The sequence below is a fragment of the Serratia sp. A07 genome (genome assembly GCF_058725505.1).
Genome location: NZ_JBZXDO010000005.1, coordinates 96,511 through 108,880, shown reverse-complemented (window position 1 = coordinate 108,880; position 12,370 = coordinate 96,511). Strand labels below are relative to the sequence as shown.

16 protein-coding genes and 1 other RNA gene are annotated in these 12,370 nt (G+C 60.9%); 12 read left to right on the top strand and 5 right to left on the bottom strand.

Annotation, left to right across the window (positions count from 1 at the left end):
* Positions 1-7 precede the first annotated feature (7 nt).
* Both uxaC and AC4PR2_RS07570 read right to left on the bottom strand, forming a co-directional pair.
* Entirely contained in the window at positions 8-1,420 is a 1,413-nt protein-coding gene (gene uxaC, locus AC4PR2_RS07575) for a glucuronate isomerase (protein ID WP_492174971.1), read from the bottom strand.
* 55 nt (positions 1,421-1,475) lie between these two features.
* Entirely contained in the window at positions 1,476-1,643 is a 168-nt protein-coding gene (locus tag AC4PR2_RS07570; protein ID WP_183907072.1) for a hypothetical protein, read from the bottom strand.
* Between the two features lie 77 nt (positions 1,644-1,720).
* On the opposite strand from AC4PR2_RS07570, the gene AC4PR2_RS07565 reads away from it, so the two are divergent.
* The 11 genes from AC4PR2_RS07565 to AC4PR2_RS07515 all read left to right on the top strand — a co-directional run bounded on the left by AC4PR2_RS07565 (position 1,721) and on the right by AC4PR2_RS07515 (position 9,254).
* Positions 1,721-3,019, top strand: coding sequence for an MFS transporter (locus AC4PR2_RS07565; RefSeq protein WP_492174970.1), 1,299 nt, complete (start codon positions 1,721-1,723; stop codon positions 3,017-3,019).
* 119 nt (positions 3,020-3,138) lie between these two features.
* Positions 3,139-3,915 carry a transcriptional regulator ExuR gene (gene exuR / locus AC4PR2_RS07560; protein ID WP_004937137.1) on the top strand — a complete coding sequence of 259 codons (777 nt, stop codon included), beginning with the start codon at positions 3,139-3,141 and terminating at the stop codon, positions 3,913-3,915.
* Positions 3,916-4,101: 186 nt separating this feature from the next.
* Positions 4,102-4,548, top strand: a complete 447-nt coding sequence (locus AC4PR2_RS07555) for a hypothetical protein (protein ID WP_346420599.1) — start codon at positions 4,102-4,104, stop codon at positions 4,546-4,548.
* A 136-nt stretch (positions 4,549-4,684) separates the two neighbouring features.
* A complete protein-coding gene (locus AC4PR2_RS07550; protein ID WP_049198505.1) occupies positions 4,685-5,365 on the top strand; it encodes a DedA family protein in 681 nt (226 codons plus the stop codon).
* Positions 5,362-5,736, top strand: coding sequence for an EnvZ/OmpR regulon moderator MzrA (gene mzrA, locus AC4PR2_RS07545; protein ID WP_004937130.1), 375 nt, complete (start codon positions 5,362-5,364; stop codon positions 5,734-5,736). The genes AC4PR2_RS07550 and mzrA overlap by 4 nt, the downstream gene beginning before the upstream one ends.
* Positions 5,737-5,977: 241 nt before the next feature.
* Positions 5,978-6,349 carry a DUF1090 domain-containing protein gene (locus tag AC4PR2_RS07540; RefSeq protein ID WP_084827508.1) on the top strand — a complete coding sequence of 124 codons (372 nt, stop codon included), beginning with the start codon at positions 5,978-5,980 and terminating at the stop codon, positions 6,347-6,349.
* 164 nt (positions 6,350-6,513) lie between these two features.
* Positions 6,514-6,819 (top strand): ElaB/YgaM/YqjD family protein, encoded by a 306-nt coding sequence (locus AC4PR2_RS07535; protein WP_004937125.1) that lies wholly within the window; start codon positions 6,514-6,516, stop codon positions 6,817-6,819.
* A 2-nt stretch (positions 6,820-6,821) separates the two neighbouring features.
* Entirely contained in the window at positions 6,822-7,223 is a 402-nt protein-coding gene (locus tag AC4PR2_RS07530; protein WP_015379160.1) for a phage holin family protein, read from the top strand.
* The gene (locus AC4PR2_RS07525; protein WP_049198507.1) at positions 7,220-7,507 is read left to right on the top strand and encodes a YqjK-like family protein; all 288 of its coding nucleotides are present in this window, start codon (positions 7,220-7,222) and stop codon (positions 7,505-7,507) included. The genes AC4PR2_RS07530 and AC4PR2_RS07525 overlap by 4 nt, the downstream gene beginning before the upstream one ends.
* 294 nt (positions 7,508-7,801) lie before the next feature.
* Positions 7,802-8,197, top strand: coding sequence for a DoxX family protein (locus AC4PR2_RS07520; RefSeq protein ID WP_004937119.1), 396 nt, complete (start codon positions 7,802-7,804; stop codon positions 8,195-8,197).
* Between the two features lie 70 nt (positions 8,198-8,267).
* Entirely contained in the window at positions 8,268-9,254 is a 987-nt protein-coding gene (locus AC4PR2_RS07515; RefSeq protein WP_142110556.1) for a glutathione S-transferase family protein, read from the top strand.
* Positions 9,255-9,304: 50 nt separating this feature from the next.
* Here the strand turns inward: AC4PR2_RS07515 and AC4PR2_RS07510 are convergent, their stop codons facing one another.
* Positions 9,305-10,201 (bottom strand): LysR family transcriptional regulator, encoded by an 897-nt coding sequence (locus AC4PR2_RS07510; protein WP_004937113.1) that lies wholly within the window; start codon positions 10,199-10,201, stop codon positions 9,305-9,307.
* 107 nt (positions 10,202-10,308) lie between these two features.
* On the opposite strand from AC4PR2_RS07510, the gene AC4PR2_RS07505 reads away from it, so the two are divergent.
* Positions 10,309-11,010 (top strand): pirin family protein, encoded by a 702-nt coding sequence (locus tag AC4PR2_RS07505; protein WP_049273683.1) that lies wholly within the window; start codon positions 10,309-10,311, stop codon positions 11,008-11,010.
* A 57-nt stretch (positions 11,011-11,067) separates the two neighbouring features.
* Here the strand turns inward: AC4PR2_RS07505 and rnpB are convergent.
* An RNA gene (rnpB, locus tag AC4PR2_RS07500) (RNase P RNA component class A) lies at positions 11,068-11,445 on the bottom strand.
* 41 nt (positions 11,446-11,486) lie between these two features.
* Positions 11,487-12,350 carry a 16S rRNA (cytidine(1402)-2'-O)-methyltransferase gene (gene rsmI / locus AC4PR2_RS07495; RefSeq protein WP_004937108.1) on the bottom strand — a complete coding sequence of 288 codons (864 nt, stop codon included), beginning with the start codon at positions 12,348-12,350 and terminating at the stop codon, positions 11,487-11,489.
* Positions 12,351-12,370: the final 20 nt, after the last annotated feature.

Below are 12,370 nucleotides of genomic sequence, written 5' to 3'. Positions count from 1 at the left end.
ATAACGGCTACGCCAGGTCAATGGCGAAATAGTCTTTGGCGTTGTCGAAGCAGATGTTTTTCACCATCCCGCCCAGCAGCGCGATATCGGCCGGCGCTTCGCCGTCCGTCACCCAGCGGCCGATCATCTGGCAAAGGATGCGGCGGAAGTATTCATGGCGCGTATACGACAGGAAGCTGCGACTGTCGGTCAGCATGCCGACGAAGCGGCTCAGCAGCCCGAGTTGCGCCAGCTGCGTCATTTGGCGCTGCATGCCGTCCTTCTGATCGTTGAACCACCAGCCGGAGCCAAACTGCATCTTGCCCGGCGTGCCTTCCCCCTGGAAATTGCCGATCATGGTGCCGATCACTTCGTTATCGCGCGGGTTGAGGCAATAGAGAATGGTTTTCGGCAGGCCGCCCTGCCGCGCCTGGGCATCCAGCAGCCGCGACAGCGGCTCCGCCAGCGGCCGATCGTTGATCGAGTCGAAGCCGATATCCGGCCCGACGGCGGCCAACATGCGGCTGTTGTTATTGCGCAGCGCGCCGATGTGATATTGCTGCACCCAGCCGCGGCGCCGGTATTCGCCGGCCAGGAACAGCAGCACCGCGCTTTTGAACTGCGCGCTCTGTTCCGGCGTCGGTAGCTCGCCGTTCAGGCGACGCAGCAGGATCGCATCCAGCGTCGCTTCATCGGCCTCGCCGAACACCACCACGTCCAGCGCATGGTCGGCCACCTTGCAACCGTGGGCGGCGAAGTGATCCATACGCTTGTGCAGGGCGTCGCACAGCATGCTGAAACGGCCGATGGAGATGTCCGCCGCCGCCTCCAGCTGCCGCAGATAGTCATTGAAGCCGGGCGCATCGATGGCGAAGGCCTTGTCTGGCCGCCAGCTCGGCAACACCTTGATATCGAAGCTATGATCGTCGGCGATCGCCCGATGGTGGCGCAGATCGTCGATCGGATCGTCGGTGGTACCGACCATTTTCACGTTCATCTGCCGCATGATGCCGCGCGCGCGAAACTCATCCTGCGCCAGCAGCGCATTGCCGCGCTGCCAGATCTCATCCGCCGTGCTCGGCGACAGCAGCGTCCCGGTGATGCCGAACGGCCGGCGCAGCTCCAGGTGCGTCCAGTGATAGAGCGGGTTGCCAATGGTGTGCGGCACCGTGGCGGCCCAGGCGTCGAATTTCTCGCGATCGCCCGCATCGCCGGTGCACAGCCGCTCCGCCACGCCGTTGGTGCGCATCGCCCGCCATTTGTAGTGATCGCCCCGCAGCCAGATATCGTACAGGTTGCTGAAGCGGGTATTCTCCGCAATCTGCTGCGGCGGCAAATGGCAGTGGTAGTCGAAAATCGGCTGCTGCGCCGCGTAGTCATGGTACAAACGCCGGGCAAATTCGCTGTCCAGCAGGAAATCTTCGCTCAAAAACGTCGCCATCTCGGGCTCCTTACCTTACTTGCCGTGCGGCACAGGGATCGAATCACAAAAGTTATCACACCAATTTTAGCAAGCGTCCAGCAAATTTTTCCCGCCATCTGCCGTTTTGCTGTCCTCCAATCCCTTTTTCGCTCGTTTTTACGGCAAATGTGCGGCATAAACGCCCTATTTCACCGGCGACAGTATCGCTCAGGCGAATAATTCCTTTTGTGATATCACTCAACTTTTAAACCTGTATGACAGGTTATTGTCTCGCCAGCCGCATCGCCGGCCATACCTTCAAACGGGGAGACATTTCGGATGCGTAAAATTAAAGGGTTACGCTGGTACATGATCGGGCTGGTGACCGTCGGCACCGTGCTGGGTTACCTGACCCGCAACGCCATCGCCGTGGCGGCGCCGACGCTGGAAGATACGCTGCACATCACCACCCAGCAGTATTCCTATATCGTCGCCGCCTATTCCGCCTGCTACACCGTGATGCAGCCGGTGGCGGGCTATGTGTTGGACGTGCTCGGCACCAAGGTCGGTTACGCCATGTTCGCCATTCTTTGGGCGGTGTTCTGTATGGGCACCGCGCTGGCCAACAGCTGGGGCGGGCTGGCGTTGGCGCGCGGCGCGGTCGGCATGGCCGAGGCGGCGATGATCCCCGCCGGGCTGAAGGCCAGCAGCGAGTGGTTTCCGGCCAAAGAGCGTTCGATCGCCGTTGGCTATTTCAACGTCGGTTCGTCGATCGGCGGCATGATCGCCCCGCCGCTGGTGGTATGGGCCATCGTGGCGCACAGCTGGGAGATGGCGTTCATCATCACCGGCGTGCTGAGCCTGATCTGGGCCATCTGCTGGCTGCTGTTTTACAAGCACCCGAAAGATCAGAAGAAACTGAGCCAGGAAGAGCGTCGTTACATCCTCGAAGGCCAGGAAGCGCAGCACCAGACCTCAAACGCCAAAAAGATGTCCGCCTGGCAGATCGTGCGCAACCGCCAGTTCTGGGGCATCGCGCTGCCGCGCTTTCTGGCGGAACCGGCCTGGGGCACCTTCAACGCCTGGATCCCGCTGTTCATGTTCAAGGCCTACGGCTTTAATCTGAAAGAGATCGCCATGTTCGCCTGGATGCCGATGCTGTTCGCCGATCTCGGCTGCATCGTCGGCGGCTACCTGCCGCCGCTGTTCCAGAAGTATTTCAAGGTCAATCTGATCGTCTCGCGCAAGCTGGTGGTGACGATGGGGGCGGTGTTGATGATTGGCCCCGGCATGATCGGCCTGTTCACCAGCCCTTACGCGGCTATCGCGCTGCTGTGCGTCGGCGGTTTCGCCCATCAGGCGCTGTCCGGCGCGCTGATCACCCTCTCTTCCGACGTGTTTGGCCGCAATGAGGTGGCGACCGCCAACGGCCTGAACGGCATGGCGGCCTGGACCGCCAGCACGCTGTTCGCCCTGGTGGTCGGCGCCCTGGCGGACACCCTCGGTTTCAGCCCGCTGTTCGCCGCGCTGTCGGTCTTCGACATTCTCGGCGCCATCGTCATCTGGACGGTGCTGCAAAACCGCCCGGCCGCCGAACCGCAACCCGCCACGCTGCAGCCGGCCCCGGCGCGCAGCTGATCCCGCCGCCCGGCCACCGCGCCGGGCCTTTTGCTCCTCTGGCAGCGGTGCCGAATAAGTGGTATAACAAATCCGATGGCCACGCGCCCCCTCCCACCGCACCGTATAGAGCATTCACTATGGAATTCACCGAAACCAGACGCCTGTATCAGCAACTGGCCGCCGAGCTTAAGCAACGTATCGAAAGCGGCCGCTACCCGGTAGGCGACAAGCTGCCGGCCGAGCGATACATCGCCGAAGAGATGAATGTCAGCCGCACCGTGGTGCGCGAAGCGATCATCATGCTGGAAGTGGAAGGCTATGTGGACGTGCGCAAGGGATCCGGGATCCACGTGGTGTCCAACCAGCAAAAACACCTGGTGGTGCCGGGCGACAGCATCGAGTTCGCCACCGCCGGCCCGTTTGAGCTGCTGCAGGCGCGCCAGCTGATCGAAAGCAACATCGCCGAATTCGCCGCCACCCAGGTGACCAAACAAGATATCGTGCAGCTGATGGAGATCCAGGAGCACGCCCGCAAAGAGGATCGCTTCCGCGACTCGCAGTGGGATCTGAAGTTCCACGTGCAGGTGGCGCTGGCCACCCAGAACACCGCCATGGCCACCATCGTGGAAAAAATGTGGGTGCAGCGGGTCAACAACCCTTACTGGAAGAAACTGCACGAGCATATCGACGAACGTTCGATCGCCAGCTGGTGCGACGATCACGATCAGATCCTCAAGGCGCTGATGCGCAAAGATCCTTACGCCGCCAAACTGGCGATGTGGCAGCACCTGGAAAACACCAAGCAGATGCTGTTTAACGCCACCAGCGACGACTTCGAATACAACGCCGATCGCTACCTGTTCGCCGAGAATCCGGTGGTACATCTGGATGGCGTGAACCACGAGCCGAAATAGCCCCGGCGGTCAAAAACCGTCGGCTTATGTCAGGTAATGTAAAATCCGCTGAATCGATGCCGGAACCGCCGTTTGCCGTGTACTATTTCACCGTCGGCAACGTAGATTTCCCTGTTGCCAATCGTGCTATTTTGGTAGAGTTAGCCCACTTTTTTACCCATTGCTGCGGGGGCGGGACGCGAATAAATGCGCTGGTTGTTTGCCATGCTGATTGCTGTTTTCTGCTGGACCGGTTCGGTCTCCGGCCAACAGCTATGCGTGGCGTCACCCAAGCCAACCCCCAGCGCGCTGAGCAGCCTGCCGCTGCTGGCGGAGCCGGCGCTTTCCCCCTATGATCATGTGTATCGGGCGCCGGCCGAAGCGCGCCGCAAAGCCCCCGGCAAGTTGCCGCTGCTGCTGCCCAGAGCGCACTCTTTCCCCGGTTCGCTGCTCGCGTCCACCCTAACGGCACCGGTCTATACCCTGGCCGCAGAGCCGGGCTACCGAATTCGTTTCCCCCGCCAGGACACCCCGGCCCCCAACCGGCTTGCCCAGGTCGACTGGACGCTGGACGCCTCCAGGCAACAGAGCCGGCAGGCCGGCTGGAAAGAAAGCAACATGCAGTACCGTGGCACGCTGACTTACCACCTATGACCGGTGTCGCACCGCTTAGAAACCTTAAAGCAACGCCGTTTCATCGTTATCAGCATTCAGGATCGCCGCGCGCTTTCAGCCCACGCCCGCTCCGCCGCTGAGATAAAAATAAACAATGACGTTTTAGGAACACCGGATGGATATCATTAAAGAACTGATACATGCCTTGTGGCAGCAGGATTTTGAGACGCTGGCGAACCCTTCGTTGGTGTGGACCCTCTACATTCTGCTGTTCATGATCCTGTTTTTGGAAAACGGCCTGCTGCCGGCCGCTTTCCTGCCGGGCGACAGCCTGCTGATCCTGGTCGGCGTGCTGATCGCCAAAGGCACCATGGGCTTCCCGCTGACCATCGTCATCCTGACCGTCGCCGCCAGCCTGGGGTGCTGGGTCAGCTATATACAGGGCCGATGGCTCGGCAATACGCGAACGGTGCAAGGCTGGCTTTCGCACCTGCCGGCCCACTACCATCAGCGCGCTCACAACCTGTTCCACCGTCACGGGCTTTCCGCCCTGCTGGTCGGCCGCTTCCTGGCCTTCGTGCGCACCCTGCTGCCGACCATCGCCGGCCTGTCCGGCCTGAGCAACGCGCGCTTCCAGTTCTTCAACTGGATGAGCGGCCTGCTGTGGGTCTTGATCCTGACGACGCTGGGTTTCGCGCTGGGGAAAACCCCGGTGTTCCGCAAGTATGAAGATCAGCTGATGTTCTGCCTGATGATGTTGCCGCTGGTGTTGCTGGTGGTCGGGCTGGTCGGCTCGCTGATCGTGCTGTGGCGCAAAAAACGCGCCGGCAGCCAGAATCCGGGGAAAGGGGCGTGACAGCAAAGCGCCCGCGCTGGCAATACGTCTTGATGATCGCGCTCGCCCTGCTGGCGTTGGCGACGCTGTTGGTGCCCTGCATGGTGCGCACCGAGAGCGAGCTGCGCATTCGCGCCAGCCAGCAAGGGCTGTCGCTGCCCGACGGTTTTTACGTCTATCAGCGCCTGGATGAGCGCGGCATCCGCATCAAAAGCATTACGCCGGAAGGCGATGGCCTGGTCATCCGTCTGGATTCGCCGGAGCAGCAATTGCTGGCGCGCGAAGCGCTGCAAACCATCCTGCCGCCCGGTTACCACATCGCGTTGAGCGAGTCCCCCGTGCCGTCGCACTGGGTACGCGAATTTGCGCGTTCCCCACTCAATCTGGGATAATCCCCTTCATATGAAGGGGTTTCCTTTCATTGCCATTATCTTCATTTTCATTCGCATCGATTAGCTCAAGAATTAATCAGTCGGCACTAAGTCACGGCTGATTCTTTGGGGGCACGCCGGTTTCATGACTATGCTGAAGGGTAACTTCAGCCGGCGATGAACGCCCTCCTCTCGCGCTGCCGCCTTCGGCAGTCAGGAAAGCGGATGCCTGTTCAGGCATCCCATGAAAAGGAACTGAAAGATGAAATTACGCCATTCACTGTTACTGCTGTTGCCACTCTGCACGCTGCCGTCGCTCGCTTCAGCCGCTGAGGGCGGCTGCGCCGCCAAAGCGCAAGACATCCAGCAGCAAATCGACTACGCCACCCAACACGGCAACACCCACCGCGTGGACGGGCTGAAAAAAGCGCTGAGCGAAGTGCAGACTCACTGTACCGAAGCCGGCCTGCAGGCCGAACGCCAGAAAAATATCGCGGAGAAGCAGCGCAAGGTCGACGAGCGCCGACAGGAGCTGAAAGAAGCGCAGCAAACCGGCAAGCTGGACAAGGTCGCCAAGAAGCAGCAAAAGCTGGCGGAAGCGCAGGCTGAGCTGAAACGCGCCCAGGCGGAATAATTTTTTTACACCAGCGGATTTATCGATGAGAGCCCCATCACACGGGATTTCTTAAGCATATGGAATTGATGCCTGGTGTTATCTGCTGGCCATCACCCCTTTGCTCCGGCGAAAAAATCCGCTATGTTAAAAGTCTGTCGAAATAAACGTTAAGGAATAATCACATGGCACATGATTCAAATGCAGAAAACTTACGCGCTGAACTGAAGTCCTTAGCCGATACGCTGGAGGAAGTGCTGAACTCCTCCACCGACAAGCCGAAAGCCGAGCTGGAGAAGCTGCGTTCGAAAGCGGAAGGCGCGCTGAAAGAGACCCGCGCTCGCCTGAGCGACGCCGGTGACAAGCTGGCTTCGCAAACCAAACAGATCGCCGGTCAGGCCGACGACTACGTGCGCGACAACCCGTGGACCGGCATCGGTATCGGCGCGGCAGTCGGCGTCGTGCTGGGCGTGCTGCTCGCGCGTCGTTAATCATGGCTGAACAACCGCAAGTGCGCGCGCAGGGCCCCGCTAAAGGGGTCCTGGATATCGGTCAGCGCATCATCACGATCCTGGTCGGCATGGTGGAAACCCGTGTCCGGCTGGCGGTGGTCGAGCTGGAAGAGGAGAAAGCCAACCTCATTCAGCTGCTGATCATGGCCGGTATGACGCTGCTGTTCACCGCCTTCGGTTTGATGAGCCTGCTGATCCTGATCTTCTGGGCCATCGATCCGGTCTACCGGCTGGTGGCGCTGGGCGCCACGACCGGCGTGCTGCTGTTCCTGGCCGTGGTCGGCACCATCTGGACGCTGGTCAAGGCCCGTCGCACCACGCTGCTCGGCGCCACGCGTAAGCAGCTGGAACTCGACCGCGCCGAACTGGAGCGCGAGCCATGAGCCGCCGCCGCTATCTGGAATGGAAAAAAGAGAGGCTGATTCGCCAGATCCAGCAGCAACGCTTGGATCTGGCCGAACACAAGTCTCTGTGGTTGGAGAAGACCGAACGCATCGACCGCGGCTGGCAGACGGTGTTTGGCCTGCGCCGCTATCTGGTGCTCGGTTCCAGCATCATGGCGCTGTACGGCATTCGCCACCCCAGCAAGATGATCCGCTGGTCGCGCCGCGCTTTCGGTGCCTGGAGCGCTATCCGACTGTTTAAAAAGACCTTCTCCGCCAAGTAAGCCCCACGCCTTTCCTTCAAACATCCTGTTGCTCCGCCCTCGTTTTCCCCCTAAAACAGCGCTGCTTATCCCGAGGGCCGGGCAACCTGCTGACCAGCGTCAGTTTATTAGCACGCTAAAGATTCAGATTTTTTGAAAAATTACGACAGTTTTACTTGCTAACAACCTGAGCACTTCCCGCTTAACATTCACTCCATCAATTCGATATGGGCCGGACAGGGTGAGAGACCCGATATACCGCCCGTTGATATGACTACCGCCGAACAGGCGCACAAAAACACTTTGGAGTAGATGATGAAAAAATTAGAAGATACAGGTTTGCTGGTTGCTCGTATTCTGATGCCAATCCTGTTTATCGTGGCAGGCTACGGCAAAATGGGTGACGCTTATGCCGGTACCCAACAGTACATGCAATCGATGGGCGTGCCTGGCTTCTTGCTGCCGCTGACCATCCTGCTGGAATTTGGCGGCGGTCTGGCGATCCTGTTCGGTTTCCTGACCCGCACCGTAGCGCTGTTCACTGCCGGCTTCACCATTCTGACCGCGCTGCTGTTCCACACTGACTTTGCGGAAGGCGTAAACCAGCTGATGTTCATGAAAAACCTGACCATCGCCGGCGGCTTCATCGTGTTGGCGGTTGCAGGCCCGGGCGGCTTCAGCATCGACCGTCTTCTGAACAAGAAATGGTAATCTAAACTGTCATTCAGGGCCCGGCATGCCGGGCCCTGTCGCTTTTCACTCGGACACCAAGGAGATTCCCATGGGACAACTCGTCGATGGCGTTTGGCAAGACATCTGGTATGACACGAAATCTACCGGCGGCCGTTTCAAACGTTCAACCGCTCAGTTTCGCAATTGGGTGACCGCCGACGGTCAGCCGGGCGAACACGGCGCAGGCGGCTTCCAGGCCGAAGCGGGCCGTTATCACCTGTATGTTTCTCTCGCCTGCCCCTGGGCGCACCGCACGCTGCTGATGCGCAAACTGAAAGGGCTGGAGCAGATCATTCCGGTCTCGGTGGTGCACCCGCTGATGCTGGAAAACGGCTGGACCTTCGGCCAGGATTTTCCTGAAACCACCGGCGATCCGTTGTATCACGCCGACTTCCTGTATCAGATCTACCTGCAGGCCGATCCGCACTACAGCGGGCGCGTGACCGTGCCGGTACTGTGGGATAAACAGCAGCAAACCATCGTCAGCAACGAATCCGCCGACATCATCCGCATGTTCAACAGCGCGTTTGACGGCGTGGGCGCCCGCGCGGGCGATTACTACCCGGCCGAGCTGCGCGGCAAAATCGATGAGCTGAACGGTTGGATTTACGATCAGGTGAACAACGGCGTGTACAAGGCCGGTTTCGCCACCAGCCAGGAAGCGTATGACGAAGCGGTCAACGGGGTCTTCAACGCGCTGGAGCGCCTGGAGCAGATCCTGGGGCAGCACCGCTACCTGACCGGCGATCGGCTGACCGAAGCCGACCTGCGTCTGTGGACCACGCTGGTGCGCTTCGATCCGGTGTACGTCACCCACTTCAAGTGCGATAAACACCGCATCAGCGACTACCTGAACCTGTACGGTTTCCTGCGCGACATCTACCAGATGCCGGGCATCGCCGACACGGTCAGCCTGCCGCACATTCGCAACCACTACTACCGCAGCCACGCCACCATCAACCCGCACGGCATCATTTCCATCGGGCCGGCGCAGGATCTGGACGAGCCGCACGGCCGCGATCGGCTCTTCGGCTAAGACAAAAAAATCCCCTTGCCGCCCGGCAAGGGGATGTCATCCCACCGACCTTAGCGCTGCGCGAACAGGCGCGGAATTTCGCGCAGGAACCAGGCTTTCGCCTCCCCCATGCTGTCACGTCGCCAGGCCATGATGATATCGGCTTCGCGACTGTATTCCGGCCCCACCACGCGCAGCCGCCCGGCCTCAATATCTTTCTCCACCATCGGATATGGCATGGTCGCCACCCCCAGCCCGGCCAGCAGCGCCAGACGCTTGTCTTCGATGGTGCTCACCGTCAGACGCTGCTGCTTATCCAGCAGCTGCACGGTCAACACCGGGCGCTCGCGGGCGGTATCCGCCACCGCGATGCCGCGGTACTTCACGCGGGTCACCTCGGACAACGGCTCCGGCTCCTGGTGGATAGGATGATCCGGCGCGGCGACGTAAACGCTCATTACCTTGTACAGTTTGCGGGTGTTGATCTCCGACGACGCGCGAAAATGCATGTCCGGCGCGATCACGATGTCGGCGCGCCCCTGCTCCAGCCGTTCCCAGGCGCCCGCCAGCACCTCGGTGAAAATCGACACCTGGGTGTTGGCCTTCAGCGCCAGCTTGTCCACCAGCGGAAACAGCAGGCTCGGCGGCGACAGCGCTTCGCTGACGATAGTCAGGTGGGTTTCCCAACCGCGCGCCAGCGCCTCGGCGTCGGTCGTCAGCTTGTCGGCCGCTTCCAGCAGCACCCGCCCGCGCTCCAGCAACATGCGCCCTACGTTGGTGAACTTGGTGCGGTGGCCCGAACGGTCGAACAGCACCACGTCCAATTCTTCTTCCAATTTTTGCATGGTGTAGCTGAGCGCCGACGGCACCCGGCCCAATTCGTCGGCGGCCGCGGCGAAGCTGCCGCGGCGGTCGATCGCGTCCATCACTCTCAGCGCCTCAAGCGTGAGCGCCCGATCTCTGGCCATCACATCCCTCTGTCAGGAAATTTGAATATGCCGACCAGATTAACTGGCTAACAATCCGACGTCCAGATGCTTACCATTTGGATAATGAATTTAGAGAGCCGATTGCCATGATTACATGCAGAACAGCACAACAATGCGGGCAAGCTGACTTTGGTTGGCTGCAGGCTCGCTACACCTTTTCCTTTGGCCACTACTTCGATCCCAAACTGATGGGCTATGCGTCGCTGCGGGTGCTGAATCAGGAGGTGCTGGCGCCGGGCGCGTCGTTCCAGCCGCGCACCTATCCCAGCGTGGATATCCTGAACCTGATCCTGCAGGGCGAGGCGGAATACCGCGACAGCGACGGCAACGCCGCGCGCGCCAAAGCCGGCGAAGCGCTGCTGCTGGCCACCCAGCCAGGCCTGAGCTACAGCGAACAGAACGTCAGCAGCGATACGCCGCTGACCCGCCTGCAGCTGTGGCTGGACGCCTGCCCGGAACGCAACAACGAGCGGGTGCAGCGCCTGACGCTGCCGACGGCGGGCAACCTGCTGCTGGCCTCACCGGACGGCGCGCAGGGCAGCCTGCAGCTACGCCAGCAGGTCTGGATCCACCATCTCGATCTGCAGCCGGGCGAAGAGCAAACGCTGACGATTAACGGGCCGCGCGCCTATTTGCAGTCGATTCACGGCACCATCGCCGCCACCGGCGAACGCCACGAAGCGCAGCGCCTGACCTGCGGCGACGGCGCCTTCGTACGCGAGGAGAATCGCCTGACGATCCGCGCCGAGACCCCGCTGCGCGCGCTGCTGATTGACCTGCCGGTGTAAGCCGGCCGGAAAACGAAAAACCCCGCGCAACTGGCGTTGCGCGGGGTTTTCTTTTGTCGAGGGAGTTGACCGGTAAGCCGGGTTCTGTCGTGGACAGTCATTCCTCTAGGCCAGCAATCGCTCACTGGCTCAAGCAGCCTACCCGGGTTCAGTACGGGCCGTACCATGTGAACCCCTATTTGGCCTTGCTCCGGGTGGAGTTTACCGTGCCACGAACTGTTGCCAGCCGCGCGGTGCGCTCTTACCGCACCCTTTCACCCTTACCTGATCCCGCTTGCGCGGGCCATCGGCGGTTTGCTCTCTGTTGCACTAGTCGTAGGCTTGCGCCTCCCAGGCGTTACCTGGCACCCTGCCCTATGGAGCCCGGACTTTCCTCCCCTCCATCTGTCTCCCCGAAGAGGACGGCAATGAAGCGGCGACTGTCTGGTCAACTCCGGCGCGGATAGTAGCGTCGCGGCGGCGGCAGGTCAACCGCTTTACGGCTGTTGTTGCTCCAGCGCGTGCTTATACAGCGCATTTTTCTTCACGCCGTGGATTTCCGCCGCCAGCGCCGCCGCCTTTTTCAGCGGCAGCTCTTTTTGCAGCAGCGCCAGCGTGCGCAGCGCCTCGAGCGGCAGCGCATCCTCCTGCGCTTTGTGGCCTTCGACGATCAGCACCATCTCGCCGCGGCGGCGCACTTCATCTTCCTGCACCCACGCCAGCAGTTCGCCCACCGGCGCGCCGTGGATAGATTCCCAGGTTTTGGTCAGCTCGCGCGCCAGCACCACATAGCGCTGCGGGCCCCAGACGGTGACCATGTCCTGCAGGCTTTCCAGCAGGCGGTGAGTGGATTCGTAGAAAATCAGCGTGCGCGGTTCCTCCGCCAGCGCCATCAGCGTATCCTTGCGCCCCTTGGTTTTCGCCGGCAGGAAGCCTTCGTAGCAGAAGCGGTCGGAAGCGACGCCCGCGGCGCACAGCGCGGTGGTAGCGGCGCAGGCGCCCGGCAGCGGCACCACGCGAATGCCGGCCTCGCGGCAGCGGCGCACCAGGTGATAACCGGGATCGTTGATCAGCGGCGTGCCGGCGTCGGACACCAGCGCGATGCTCTGGCCTTCCTGCAGTTTCGCCAGCAGCTGATCGGCCTTTTGCTGTTCGTTGTGGTCATGCAGCGCGAACAGACGCGCGTTGATCGCGAAGTGTTGCAGCAGCAATCCGGTATGGCGCGTGTCTTCCGCCGCGATCAGATCAACGCTTTTCAGTACCTCTAACGCCCGGTGAGTGATATCGCCCAGATTGCCGATGGGGGTGGGCACCACATACAGCGTTGATGCAGAAATGACTGATTGTTGGTGTTGATTCATTGTTTCATCCGGGTTGCCGA

Bases quoted from the DNA above. Each gene is read 5' to 3' on its own strand.
- uxaC (WP_492174971.1), bottom strand. From the start codon at position 1,420: ATGGCGACGTTTTTGAGCGAAGATTTCCTGCTGGACAGCGAATTTGCC.
- AC4PR2_RS07565 (WP_492174970.1), top strand. From the start codon at position 1,721: ATGCGTAAAATTAAAGGGTTACGCTGGTACATGATCGGGCTGGTGACC.
- exuR (WP_004937137.1), top strand. From the start codon at position 3,139: ATGGAATTCACCGAAACCAGACGCCTGTATCAGCAACTGGCCGCCGAG.
- AC4PR2_RS07555 (WP_346420599.1), top strand. From the start codon at position 4,102: ATGCGCTGGTTGTTTGCCATGCTGATTGCTGTTTTCTGCTGGACCGGT.
- AC4PR2_RS07550 (WP_049198505.1), top strand. From the start codon at position 4,685: ATGGATATCATTAAAGAACTGATACATGCCTTGTGGCAGCAGGATTTT.
- AC4PR2_RS07540 (WP_084827508.1), top strand. From the start codon at position 5,978: ATGAAATTACGCCATTCACTGTTACTGCTGTTGCCACTCTGCACGCTG.
- AC4PR2_RS07535 (WP_004937125.1), top strand. From the start codon at position 6,514: ATGGCACATGATTCAAATGCAGAAAACTTACGCGCTGAACTGAAGTCC.
- AC4PR2_RS07530 (WP_015379160.1), top strand. From the start codon at position 6,822: ATGGCTGAACAACCGCAAGTGCGCGCGCAGGGCCCCGCTAAAGGGGTC.
- AC4PR2_RS07525 (WP_049198507.1), top strand. From the start codon at position 7,220: ATGAGCCGCCGCCGCTATCTGGAATGGAAAAAAGAGAGGCTGATTCGC.
- AC4PR2_RS07520 (WP_004937119.1), top strand. From the start codon at position 7,802: ATGAAAAAATTAGAAGATACAGGTTTGCTGGTTGCTCGTATTCTGATG.
- AC4PR2_RS07515 (WP_142110556.1), top strand. From the start codon at position 8,268: ATGGGACAACTCGTCGATGGCGTTTGGCAAGACATCTGGTATGACACG.
- AC4PR2_RS07510 (WP_004937113.1), bottom strand. From the start codon at position 10,201: ATGGCCAGAGATCGGGCGCTCACGCTTGAGGCGCTGAGAGTGATGGAC.
- AC4PR2_RS07505 (WP_049273683.1), top strand. From the start codon at position 10,309: ATGATTACATGCAGAACAGCACAACAATGCGGGCAAGCTGACTTTGGT.
- rsmI (WP_004937108.1), bottom strand. From the start codon at position 12,350: ATGAATCAACACCAACAATCAGTCATTTCTGCATCAACGCTGTATGTG.